The sequence below is a fragment of the Francisella philomiragia subsp. philomiragia ATCC 25015 genome, assembly GCF_000156715.1.
Lineage (GTDB): Bacteria > Pseudomonadota > Gammaproteobacteria > Francisellales > Francisellaceae > Francisella > Francisella philomiragia.
In genome coordinates, this window is sequence record NZ_DS999311.1 from 22,368 (window position 1) to 34,493 (window position 12,126).

The following is a 12,126-nucleotide window of genomic DNA, read 5'->3' on the forward strand; positions in this document are numbered from 1 at the left end:
ACCACTCAATAAAATTTGTGTTACACAATAACCCGAACATCTAACAGATAAGTATCTATCAGTAGTTGCTTTTTTTCAACAAAAAATGAATACTATACGCTATTATACTCCCAATTAAAATAGCTTTAAACCTTCTTTTTTATAATGAAAATTATTACAAACTTAAATAAAACTGATAATTCTTTAGCTAAAGCTGTAGCTATAGGCTCATTTGATGGTGTCCACTTAGGACATCAAGCAATCATACAAAAACTTATACGTACTGCTAAAGAAAATAATCTAGTACCTTATATCATGTTTTTTGAACCTCTGCCTAAAGAATTTTTTCTGAAGGAAATAGCTCCCACAAGAATATATGACTTTAGAAATAAAGTTATCAACCTCAACAAACTAGGAGTTGAACATATAATCTGTCACAAATTTAATCAAAGGTTTGCAAATATTGAAGCAAAAGAATTTATTGAAGAGTTTCTTGTTAGGAAACTAAACACAAAACACATCATAGTCGGCGATGATTTTAAATTTGGCAAAAATCGTGCTGGCAACTATAGTTTACTAGAACAATACTCTTTGACTCATGATTTCACAGTTGACAGAATTTCTACTCTAAATCTTGATAATCATCGCATAAGTAGTAGTCAGATTCGTCAAGCCATTGCTGAGCATGATATCCAACAAGCCAATAAACTAATAGGTAGCTCACTAAAAATTAATTCAAGAGTTCTGCATGGACAAAAAAATGGTAGAAAAATTGGCTTTCCTACTGTAAACCAAAAACTACTAAAGAACTCAGTTCTTAAAGGAGTATATCTATCAAAAATCTATATAGATGATCAAGTATTTTTTGGCATTAGTAATGCTGGAACTAGACCCACAATAGATGGTAAAAATAGTCTTTTAGAAACACATATTTTTAATTTTAATGAATTTATATATGGTAAACACATAACAACTGAAATAATTGGCTTCATCCGACCTGAAAAAAAATTCAACTCTTTTGATGAACTGAAAACACAAATATATGAAGATGTTGAGATTGCAAAAAAATATTTTTCCAATTAATTACACAAATTTTTCTTTTAGTTTAAAATATAACCAATTTAATTTTCTAACTAGATAACAAATAGAAATAATCACAACTTAAGATCCCAAATGAAAAACTCTATCTCTCAACCAATATCATGGGTATATTTATCAGCTGTACTATTACCCTTTAATGGTGGTTATATCAATGCTGCAACACTAATAAGCTTTCTACAAAATTCAGTAGGTTATGTAACAGGTAATTTAACTTACGCAGGTGTATTCTTATCTAACGGAGAGTTTTTAATATTTGCAAGAATGCTAATACTAGTTATATTTTTCTTATTAGGTACTGTAATTAGCGGATTGATTATAAAAAGTCCTCATTACAACCAAGACTATAGTTATCCTACCAACTTATTATTACAACTAACTCTAGTTTTTATTGCCATTTTATTTTTAAATTCACATCTAAGCTATTGCGAATATATTCTTGCCATGACTATGGGATTACAAAATGCAATGACAACATACTATGGCTCAGCAATAATTAGAACTACTCACATGACAGGAACTACCACTGATTTAGGACTACTCATTGCTTATAAAATTAAAAACACACAAATTGCCACATGGAAACTTAGACTATATATAATATTAATACTATCTTTCTTAACAGGTTCTTTTGTTGGAGCTTTAGCTTTTAAAATTTTTCAGGGTAATGCTCTATACTGCTCTATACTTATTTATTCAGCAATGATTGTCCTCTATAAAAAGAACCATCAGACAAACTAGTTACTATCTATATTTTTTATGCAACTTATCTATTAACATAATCCCCTTTGTACTTTATAATTTGAGCTTAAGTAATTTTATTTTCAATATATAACCTTTAAATACCTAAGGAATCCAAATGAGTGACTATAAAGACACCTTAAATCTTCCAAAAACTTCTTTCTCAATGAAAGGTAACTTAGCAAATAAAGAGCCCATGATCCTCAATAAGTGGGAAAAACAAGGTATTTACAAAAAGATTAGAGAGCATTTTGCTGGTCGTGAAAAGTTTGTGCTACATGATGGTCCTCCTTACGCTAACGGTAGTATCCATGTCGGACATGCTGTAAACAAAATCTTAAAAGATATAATCGTCAAATCCAAAACATTAAGTGGCTATGATGCTCCTTATATTCCAACTTGGGACTGTCATGGCTTACCAATAGAATTACAAGTCGAAAAGAAACACGGTAAAGCTGGTCAGAAAATATCTGAAGACGCTTTTAGAAAAGAATGTCGCAAATATGCAAAGCAGCAAGTAGAAATACAAAAGAAAGACTTTAAGAGACTTGGCGTATTGGGGCAATGGGATCAACCTTATTTAACTATGGACTTTAGCTATGAAGCTAATATGATTAGAACATTAGCTAAAATAATTGAGAACAAGCATCTAACAAAAGGATTTAAACCTGTTCACTGGTGTACTGACTGCGGATCAGCACTTGCTGAAGCTGAAGTCGAATACAAAGATAAAATCTCACCAGCAATTGATGTAAAGTTCAAAATCAAAGATAAAGAGAAGCTTGCTAAAGCTTTTGGCTTAGAATCTCTAAACAATGATGCCTTTGCAATAATTTGGACAACGACTCCATGGACATTACCAGCTAACCAAGCGATAGCTGTTAACAATCAGCTTAACTATAGCTTAGTTAAAATTGAGGACTTCTATATTATTTTAGCTGAAAATTTAGTAGAGCAAACACTTAAAAGATATGCTATTGAAAATGCTCAAGTTATAGCTAACACTAGCGGAGATAAATTAATAGGTATTATTGCAGAGCATCCATTCTATAGCCGCCATGTGCCTATTTTACATGGTGATCATGTAACTGATGACTCAGGTACAGGGATGGTTCATACAGCACCTACTCACGGTGTTGAAGATTTCACTCTTGGAAAAGAGCATGATTTATCAATGGAGATTTTTGTAAAAGGTAATGGTTGCTATAGCGAAAATACTAAACTATTCGCTGGCGAGTTTGTATTTAAAGCGAACGATAGAGTTATTGAACTTCTTGGCGAGAAAAAGCGTCTAATGAACTTTGATAAACTAAAACACAGCTACCCTCATTGCTGGCGCCACAAGACTCCATTGATATTCAGAGCTACTCCTCAATGGTTCATTAGCATGGAAAAAGAAGGCTTGCGTGAAAAGGCTATAGAAGCAATTAAAGAAACTAGTTGGGCTCCTAGTTGGGGACAAGCTCGTATAGAGGGTATGATTAAAGATAGACCAGATTGGTGTATATCTCGTCAAAGAACATGGGGCGTACCATTACCATTATTCATTCATAAAGAAACTGAAGAACTACATCCTAATACTATTGAGATACTTCACAAAGTAGCTCAAAAGATAGAAAAAGGCGGTATTGAGGCATGGTTTAATGCAGATGATAATGAGTTCATAGCTGAGATAGATACATATAAACGTGTGAAAGATACATTGGATGTATGGTTTGACTCTGGTTCATCAAGTATGTGTATTTTAGATATAGACAAAAGTTTAAGCTACCCAGCTGATTTGTATTTAGAAGGATCTGATCAACATCGAGGCTGGTTCCAAACATCTCTATTAGTCGCTATGTCTGCTAAAGGTAGCCAACCGTATAAAGAAGTCTTTACCCATGGTTTTGTAGTTGATGAACATGGACGCAAAATGTCCAAATCTCTAGGCAATGTAACCTCACCTCAAGATATTTATAATACTTTAGGTGCGGATATACTTCGTCTATGGACAGCATCTACTGATTACAAGAGTGAAATGGCTGTTTCTGATCAGATTCTAAAAAGAACTGCTGACACTTATCGTAGATTACGCAATACTGCTAGATTCTTATTATCAAACCTAGAAGGCTTTAATCCAAAAACAGATATTATTGAGTTTGACAAACTAGTCAAGTTAGATCAATGGGCAATAGCTAAAACAAAAGAGTTCCAAGACAGAATAATTGAAGCTTACGATAAATATCAAACTCATACTGTAGCTCAATTAATCCACCATTTTTGTTCTATTGAAATGGGCAGCTTCTACCTAGATATTATCAAAGATAGGCAATACACTGCAAAAACAGATGGTCATCCACGTAAATCAGCTCAGACTGCCATATATCATATAGTTCATGCACTTGTAAGATGGATGGCACCTATACTTTCATATACAGCTGATGAAATATGGGAGGCTACACCAAAAACAACTGATTTACCTATTCAGCTTTGTGAGTGGTATACTGATCTTAAATCATTTAATAGTGAAGATGAGTTAAATCTAGAATTCTGGGCAAAAATTCAAGAAATACGCTCAGAAGTTAATAGAATACTTGAGATTAAAAGAAATGAAGAAGTAATTAAGGCATCATTGGAAGCAGAAATTATCATATATGCAGATAACGATAACTATAAACTTCTAGAGAAGCTTGGCAATGAGCTTAGATTCTTACTTATATCATCAAAAGCAAGTTTAAGAGCTATTGAAGAAAAAACAAATAACTCTATTGAGTCAAATATTACTGGTCTAAATATTGAAGTTAATAAGATTGAAGAACCAAAATGTGAAAGATGTTGGCATCGTAGTGCTACTGTGGGTCAAAATGAAGAATATCAAGATATCTGCAGTCGCTGCGTTGAAAATATTACTACAGAAGCTGGAGAATCACGTGAATTCGCTTAAACCTAAGCTTAAATATTTCATCTTAGCATTTATTATTATAGTTGTAGATTTATACACGAAATATTTAGCTAATACTTGGCTTGAATTTGCCCAACCTGTAAAAGTGACTAGCTTCTTTAATTTTACTTTACTATACAATCATGGAGCCGCATTTAGCTTACTGAGCAATGATCAAACATCATGGCAAATGATTATGTTTGCCACTATTTCATTAATCGCTGCAATTGTGCTTATATATCTAATAGTCAGACAACCTACTAGTGCAAGACTTAACCTAATCTCATTCTCACTTATATTAGGAGGAGCTCTAGGTAACTTCTATGATAGAGCTTTTCAAGGTTATGTAATAGACTTTTTAGATTTTCATATTGGTAATTATCACTGGCCATCTTTTAATATAGCTGATTCAGCAATAACCTGTGGTGTAATACTTCTGATACTTGCTTCGTTATTTACCAAAAAATCATAATGTTTTCTTATAGTCAGTATAGAACTGCCTAGCTTTAAATTCATTGCCACCATAAGATATACTATATACAGTTTGACCCATTTTTGAATCTTGCTCCATTATAACTCCCATATACTTCATATCAGGAAGAGGCTTATTAAGTTCCGCGATAATAGTAGCTGTTTGAGGTAGTTTCTCGTTTGCCATAATTGTATAGCCATTATCTTTGAGATACTCCACTAACTTCTTATATCTTTGATCAAAATCTTTACCATCTAAACGAATAACTTGATCTGGATAGTTTGCAACTAAAAATCTAGCCCCATCAATATCATTTGTATGCTTACTATAACTAACCTCTTTAGCTTGACTATACCTTGTTAGCTTATCATAATGATCAATATTATCTTGAATATCTTCCTTTATAGTGCAAGATGCTGCTGACAAGCCTATCAAACAGACGATGAATATTTTTCTATACATTCTAAACTCAAAAAATGAAAATTCTAGTGAATTAATTATAACTCTAAAACAGCTGTTTTATAAGCTTTTGATATCGATAAAAACAATATCATTAGCATACTTTATTTATCTATAAAATATCCATACAATATAAAGAAAAAATTCTAAGATAACTATGTCTAAAGGTTCTACTACTAAAAAATGGATTCAAGATCATACTTCTGATTATTATGTGCTTCAAGCTAATAAACTTGGCTATCGTAGTCGTGCAAGTTTCAAGATTCTTGAGATACAAGATAAATACAACCTATTCAAGCAGAATATGTTTATAGTTGATCTTGGAGCTGCTCCAGGAGGATGGTCAGAACAGGTAGTAAAATTTATAGGCAACAATGGTAAACTTATTGCTCTAGATTTACTTGAAATGGCTCCTATTGCTGGCGTAGAGTTTATCCAAGGAGACTTTTCTAGTGATGAAACTTACGAAAGGTTAAACCAACTTATAAATGATAAGAAAATTGACTGTGTAATATCTGATATGGCTCCAAACCTAAGTGGAAACAAAACCTCTGATCAAGCAAGATCAATCTATCTTCTTGAACTTGCTCTAGACTTTGCAACTACAAATCTAAACAGAAATGGTTCTTTTGTTGCGAAGGTTTTTCAAGGTCAAGGAAGTGATGAATACCTTAAATTAGTAAGAGAGTCTTTTAATAAAGTAACACAATTTAAACCAAAATCATCAAGGCCCAAATCAAGAGAGTTCTATGTTGTGGCTACAGGTTTCAAAGGATAAAACAAAATTACATATCATGTTTCCATAGCTCTAACATCTTATTTGCTACAACCCTATTAGCCTTTGCAGTTGGATGGCAATAATCCCAGCATAAGTACTTTTCAGGATCACCAAGAACTTCGATATCATATTGAATATTGCCTAAAGAATCTGCTCCACCATAGCTATCAACACAGGCATCAGTAACATTCTCAAACCCATATTTTCTTGGAGAATCAATACAATCATTTAATAGTGTAAAAAAGTCAAAAAGCTTAAGATTAACACTTGGAAAAAGCATTTGAAGCTCTACTACACGATTTCTTAATAATCCGTTTTGTAAATTCACATTAGTTTTCAAATATGACTTAAAAAATTTACCAACCCAGTTAGAAAGATACTCTTTGTATCCGGGCGCTCTAGTTACATCTGGAATATTCCACAAGATTATATTTTTAGCACCCATTTTTATAACTTTACGGACAATTTTACTTAAATCCCTAGCCACTCTAAATTTTGGCATCAAATTGATATATGGTATTTCATTGTATACCATAAACATGAAGTTATTCGCTCCTCCATTGACAATAACTAAATCATCGTCTGCAAAGCGCCCTTCTTCATTCTCAAATCTAGCAACTTGATCAGATACTGCAAACGAATGATATCGCAATAGAGATGAAGGATTAGCGCCATGAGTCAACGCTCCACCTATTGCATAATTTTTATGTTTAATTTCTTGCACTTTTTGATCTTTAGCTAAAATATCGGCCAAGACCTCTGTTGAAACAAGCCCATTTGAGAACCTACCGTCATGGTATGGTTTACCTGGTATATCTAATGTCTTCATAATATTACCATTATCTAAAAGGCTATCTCCAAAGACTACAATTCTACCTATTTGTCTCATACCTAATCCTTATACTCAAAAAAATTAGCCATCCAGTGGGCTATTATTAAACTATTATCTCTAATTCTCAAACTTTCTAAAGCGTGATGAAATTCATTTTTTATATCATCTTGATATTCTTTTATAAGAGCATGATTGTGTACTTTTAACATTTCAGGATGGGCTTGTATTCCTAAAATATGATTATTGATACAAAACATTTGAACTTTGCAATAATCACTTGTACTTATTAGCTCCGCATTCTTAGGGAGCTCCACTATCATATCTTGATGATAAAATAATAAGCTCAGATAGTTATGAAACGGATTCATCCATGGTTTCTTTATTAGAACCTCAACATTACGCACCCCTACCGCAAACCCCTTAGGACCTCTTTCTACTCTCCCACCAAGTGCTTGAGCTAAAATTTGATGTCCAAAACAGATACCTATAATCTTTCTGTTTTGTTCATAAAGTTTCTTTATTTCTGCTTTTAGCTTAACTATCCATCCAAGATTATCAAAAGCCGTAGCTTTACTACCTGTAATAATAAAACCATCATAAATATCATAATTTTCTGGATATTCTTGAATAGTTACATCATAAATATCAAAATCAACAACTACAGACAACTTAAAAAAAAGATTAGCAAACATCTCAGGATAATTACCACCTGCAACCCCACGTCGATGCTCTGGAATATGATCTGTTTGTAGTATAGCTATTTTCATCTTAATTTTTATTAACTTATTAATGCATCAAATAATATTTTTTTAAATTCTTCTGTTATCTCAAAAGTATAGCTGTAATTCTTTGAACTAGCTCTAGCTCCTTTTATTGTAAGTAGATTACCATCTTTAGAAATATTCTTAATATTTATTACATCCATTTTTTCACTATCTAATATCTCAGCCTTACGCTTCCAGTTATCTCTATATCTAGTGATAGCACTACGATAGGAACCTGATATTTTATTTTCTAGAGCTTTTTGCACAAATTCTTGTGCACCTTCAGGTATCTCTTCTGCAAATTTTTTAAGCTCATATAAAGTTCTTACATCTTCAATAATACCTTTGTTTGATAATTCACGAATATTATCTTCGGCATCAGCTATCTTCAGACGCATCGATATCCAACTATTATCTCGACCTAAAACTTTAGCTATATCAGATTTTTTGACATTCTTATTTTCAATCAAATCTCTTAATGCATCTGCCTCTTCAAATGGCGATACATTCTCTCTTTGATCATTTTCTAAAAGCTGCAATAAGATAATATTAGCATCAGACTCTTCTTGTCTTACAATACACGGTATAGTTGTCAAACCTGCTTTTTGACTTGCTAAATATCGTCTTTCTCCAGCAATTATATGATGTACTCCATCATCTTTTTTAGCAGTAACAATAATCGGCTGAATAACACCATTTTCTCGAATACTTTCCGCAAGAGAATCAATATTTTTAAATGTCTTTCTTGGCTGATTAACATCAGGTTTAACAAGATTTAAGGGTAATTCAAAAAGCTGACCTACTTTACTTGCTTGATCACTGAGTTCTTGTAATTGCATAGCTCTGAGAATATCTTTTTTTTCTTGAGCTACTGCATCATGAATTTTAGGATTAGTCTTACGGTTCATTAAAGAAATTTTCTTAGCCATTTTTTATTCTCCGAAGAACTCTATTATTTCTCTAGCTAACTTTTTAACTTGAATATGTAGCTTACTTTGTTTTGCATAGTCACCGACATATACCCCTTCAGCTTCAGCCTCAATGAACTTAACACTTTGGGAAACATAGGCTTCAAAATAATTTCCATCTTCTTCAAAAAACTCCAGCAAGCTCTTAGCCATGTTCGATTGCATTTGCACTCTATTAGCAAAAAACTTATAAGGCTTCTCTGCTGTCAGAGCTAAATCTTTAGCCTCTATCAAGCCTGACAAGTCCATACCACTTGGAGAACATGGTATAACCACCAAGTCAGAGAGCAATGCTGACTTTAGGGCTGCTGTTTGAAAATTAGGTGGTGTATCAATAACAACAAAATCTAAATGCTGCTTTAATTCTAAAACCTTTTCTCTTACATTTTTCTCATCAAGGTTATAAACAAAATCACTAGCATCATTGTTTTTTGTCATCCACATGTAAGCATCTGGCTTATCTTTATCCATATCAACTATAGCAACTTTGTATCCTTGCTCTTTTAAGCCACAGGCAATATTAATTGCTGTTGTTGTTTTTCCTGAGCCGCCTTTTTGTTGCAACAAAGATATAACTTTTGCACATTTTTGCTTCATTTTAAAAAAACCTTAAAATATATAAATTAACTTATTATATAGAGTACTTAAGAAATTATAGTCTATATTTGCCTGCTATAAAACCAACTTTTATACATTAACTATTGATAAGCTGACTGTTTTCTTATATTTTATTAATTCACTTGCGAGTATTCACAGAAATACTCTTTTTATACATAAATACTTCAAAGGTTGAAAATGGCAAAAAATTTAGTAATTGTTGAGTCTCCTGCCAAAACGAAGACTATAAAAAAATATCTTGGTAATGATTTTGATATTTTGGCATCATTTGGACACGTTAGAGAAATACCTTCTAAAGATACGTCTATTGATGTAAATGATAACTTCAAAATCAAATTCACAACAAGTGAAAGAAGTAAGAAACATTTAGATGCAATCAAAAAAGCTGCAAAAAGTGCTGAAAACATATATCTTGCTACCGATCCAGATAGAGAAGGGGAAGCTATATCTTGGCATGTGCAAGAAATACTTAAAAATGCTCACTTACTGAAAGATAAAAATGTTTATCGTGTCACATTTAATGAGATCACAAAATCTGCTGTAACAAATGCTATAGAGAATCCAAAAGAACTATCCATGGATTTAGTTAACGCTCAAAAAGCTCGTCAAGCATTAGATTTTCTAGTTGGCTTTAATTTATCCCCTTTACTATGGCGTAAAATAACTAGTGGATTATCCGCTGGGAGAGTTCAAAGTCCAGCTCTAAGAATGATCGTTGAGCGTGAAATAGAACGTGAAAACTTCATAAAACAAGATTACTGGAGTTTGACTGCAGATACATTCAAGCAAAAGCAAATATTTGCAAATTTGATAGAGTTTAACAATACTAAAGTTGAACAGTTTACATTTATAGCTGAAAAAGATGCTAAAAAAGCTAAATCTACAATTGTTAAAGATGCCAATGGATTTTTGATAGTTGAGGAAGTCACAGAAAAGAAAACTAGAAGAAACCCTTACCCTCCTTTTATAACATCAACTCTTCAACAAGAGGCTTCAAAAAAATTAGGCTTCACTGCTAAGAGAACTATGTCTACAGCCCAAAAGCTTTATGAAGGTATTGATCTTGGCAATGGTGAATCTGTAGGTCTTATATCTTATATGAGAACAGACTCAACCAACTTATCTAATGATGCTCTAAATGACATAAGAAACTTTATTGAATCAAAGTTTGATAAAGATATGCTTCCTTCCAAGCCTAGAGTTTTTGGCAAAAAATCACAAAATGCTCAAGAAGCTCATGAAGCTATCCGTGTAACAGCAGCAAATAGAACTCCTGAGTCAATCAAGCAACACTTAACCTCAGACGAGTTTAAACTGTATAGCTTAATATACAATAGAACTATTGCTTGTCAAATGAAGCAAGCAACGTTAAATAGCACTTCTGTTGATTTGATCACAGAAAACTCAAAACACAAATTCAGAGTTACAGGAACTGTCATTATCGATGCAGGATTTTTGAAAATCTATAATGTTGAAAAAGATGAAGATGAAAAAGACTCTGATGATGAACAAACTCTACCAGAGTTTGAAAAAGGTGAAAAAGTACCGTTAAAAGATATTATAACTAAAGCACACTCAACTGAGCCTCCTCCTCGATATACTGAAGCATCTTTAGTCAAAGCTTTAGAAAAACATGGTATCGGTAGACCTTCGACATATGCAACCATAATTTCAACACTCCAACAAAGAGACTATGTTGAAGTAGAAAAACGTCGTTTTATACCTACAGATAAGGGTCGTATTGTAAATAAATTCTTAACCGAGTATTTCAAAAAATATGTTGAGTATTCTTATACTGCAGGACTAGAAAAAGAGCTTGATGAGATAGCTAATCATAAGAATGATTACTTATCTGTACTAAATAGCTTTTGGCATCCATTTATTGAAAAAATAAATAAGATCTCAGAAGATGTATCTCGTAAAGATGTAGTTACTGAAGAGCTTGACGAAGACTGTCCTGAATGCGGCAGCAAACTATCATCTCGCTTAGGTAAAAATGGTAGATTTATCGGGTGTACGAACTATCCAACTTGTAAATATACACGCCGCGTTGATAGCGATGGTAAAGAAGTTGAAAAAGAAGAGCCTACCGTTGTCGAAGATAGAAAGTGTCCCGAATGTGGATCGGATCTACACATTAAACAAGGTCGCTATGGTAAATTTATTGGTTGTTCTAATTACCCAACATGTAAACACATGGAACCTCTTGAAAAACCTAAAGATACAGGTGTAGTATGTCCGAAGTGTAACAAAAATAATATCGTTGAGAAAAAATCTCGCAAAGGTAAGGTTTTTTATGCTTGCTCAGGTTTTCCTAAATGTAAAAATGCTTACTGGTATCCACCAATAAAAGAAGATTGTCCAAAATGTAAATCACCAATACTTTTACACAAAACAACTAAAAAAGATGGCGAACAAAAAGCATGCCCAAATCCAGAATGTGATTATGCTGTACCTTGGAAAGAAAATAACTAATACTAATATAAATCCATCA

11 protein-coding genes are annotated in these 12,126 nt (G+C 32.7%); 6 read left to right on the forward strand and 5 right to left on the reverse strand.

Annotated elements, in window-relative coordinates:
- The first annotated feature begins 144 nt into the window (after positions 1–144).
- From ribF to lspA, 4 genes are all read left to right on the forward strand, one after another.
- Positions 145–1,062: a bifunctional riboflavin kinase/FAD synthetase gene (gene ribF, locus FTPG_RS00300; protein WP_004286405.1), complete on the forward strand. Its 918-nt coding sequence runs from the start codon at positions 145–147 to the stop codon at positions 1,060–1,062.
- A 90-nt stretch (positions 1,063–1,152) separates the two neighbouring features.
- Positions 1,153–1,818: a YoaK family protein gene (locus FTPG_RS00305; RefSeq protein ID WP_004286406.1), complete on the forward strand. Its 666-nt coding sequence runs from the start codon at positions 1,153–1,155 to the stop codon at positions 1,816–1,818.
- Positions 1,819–1,936: 118 nt separating this feature from the next.
- A complete protein-coding gene (gene ileS, locus FTPG_RS00310; RefSeq protein ID WP_004286407.1) occupies positions 1,937–4,744 on the forward strand; it encodes an isoleucine--tRNA ligase in 2,808 nt (935 codons plus the stop codon).
- Positions 4,731–5,213: a signal peptidase II gene (gene lspA / locus FTPG_RS00315; RefSeq protein ID WP_004286408.1), complete on the forward strand. Its 483-nt coding sequence runs from the start codon at positions 4,731–4,733 to the stop codon at positions 5,211–5,213. The genes ileS and lspA overlap by 14 nt, the downstream gene beginning before the upstream one ends.
- Here lspA and FTPG_RS00320 read toward each other — a convergent pair.
- A complete protein-coding gene (locus FTPG_RS00320; protein ID WP_004286409.1) occupies positions 5,208–5,675 on the reverse strand; it encodes a hypothetical protein in 468 nt (155 codons plus the stop codon). The two genes, lspA and FTPG_RS00320, sit on opposite strands and share 6 nt — an antisense overlap.
- Positions 5,676–5,829: 154 nt before the next feature.
- On the opposite strand from FTPG_RS00320, the gene rlmE reads away from it, so the two are divergent.
- Positions 5,830–6,450: a 23S rRNA (uridine(2552)-2'-O)-methyltransferase RlmE gene (rlmE, locus tag FTPG_RS00325; protein ID WP_004286410.1), complete on the forward strand. Its 621-nt coding sequence runs from the start codon at positions 5,830–5,832 to the stop codon at positions 6,448–6,450.
- Between the two features lie 7 nt (positions 6,451–6,457).
- Here the strand turns inward: rlmE and FTPG_RS00330 are convergent, their stop codons facing one another.
- From FTPG_RS00330 to FTPG_RS00345, 4 genes are read right to left on the reverse strand one after another with little or no spacing between them, the layout of a single operon-like run.
- A complete protein-coding gene (locus FTPG_RS00330; RefSeq protein ID WP_004286411.1) occupies positions 6,458–7,339 on the reverse strand; it encodes an SGNH/GDSL hydrolase family protein in 882 nt (293 codons plus the stop codon).
- A 2-nt stretch (positions 7,340–7,341) separates the two neighbouring features.
- Entirely contained in the window at positions 7,342–8,049 is a 708-nt protein-coding gene (locus FTPG_RS00335) for a glutamine amidotransferase-related protein (RefSeq protein ID WP_004286412.1), read from the reverse strand.
- An 11-nt stretch (positions 8,050–8,060) separates the two neighbouring features.
- Complete coding sequence (locus FTPG_RS00340; protein ID WP_004286413.1) at positions 8,061–8,975, reverse strand: ParB/RepB/Spo0J family partition protein; 915 nt, start codon at positions 8,973–8,975, stop codon at positions 8,061–8,063.
- A gap of 3 nt (positions 8,976–8,978) precedes the next feature.
- Positions 8,979–9,611 (reverse strand): ParA family protein, encoded by a 633-nt coding sequence (locus FTPG_RS00345; protein WP_004286414.1) that lies wholly within the window; start codon positions 9,609–9,611, stop codon positions 8,979–8,981.
- 198 nt (positions 9,612–9,809) lie between these two features.
- Here FTPG_RS00345 and topA point away from each other — a divergent pair, with 198 nt between their 5' ends.
- On the forward strand, positions 9,810–12,107 hold the full coding sequence (gene topA / locus FTPG_RS00350; protein WP_004286415.1) for a type I DNA topoisomerase: 2,298 nt from the start codon (positions 9,810–9,812) through the stop codon (positions 12,105–12,107).
- Positions 12,108–12,126: the final 19 nt, after the last annotated feature.

Excerpts from the sequence above, each read along its gene's own strand:
- FTPG_RS00330 (WP_004286411.1), bottom strand. The coding sequence starts at position 7,339 with ATGAGACAAATAGGTAGAATTGTAGTCTTTGGAGATAGCCTTTTAGAT.
- topA (WP_004286415.1), top strand. The coding sequence starts at position 9,810 with ATGGCAAAAAATTTAGTAATTGTTGAGTCTCCTGCCAAAACGAAGACT.
- ileS (WP_004286407.1), top strand. The coding sequence starts at position 1,937 with ATGAGTGACTATAAAGACACCTTAAATCTTCCAAAAACTTCTTTCTCA.
- FTPG_RS00305 (WP_004286406.1), top strand. The coding sequence starts at position 1,153 with ATGAAAAACTCTATCTCTCAACCAATATCATGGGTATATTTATCAGCT.
- FTPG_RS00345 (WP_004286414.1), bottom strand. The coding sequence starts at position 9,611 with ATGAAGCAAAAATGTGCAAAAGTTATATCTTTGTTGCAACAAAAAGGC.
- FTPG_RS00320 (WP_004286409.1), bottom strand. The coding sequence starts at position 5,675 with ATGTATAGAAAAATATTCATCGTCTGTTTGATAGGCTTGTCAGCAGCA.
- FTPG_RS00335 (WP_004286412.1), bottom strand. The coding sequence starts at position 8,049 with ATGAAAATAGCTATACTACAAACAGATCATATTCCAGAGCATCGACGT.
- FTPG_RS00340 (WP_004286413.1), bottom strand. The coding sequence starts at position 8,975 with ATGGCTAAGAAAATTTCTTTAATGAACCGTAAGACTAATCCTAAAATT.
- ribF (WP_004286405.1), top strand. The coding sequence starts at position 145 with ATGAAAATTATTACAAACTTAAATAAAACTGATAATTCTTTAGCTAAA.
- rlmE (WP_004286410.1), top strand. The coding sequence starts at position 5,830 with ATGTCTAAAGGTTCTACTACTAAAAAATGGATTCAAGATCATACTTCT.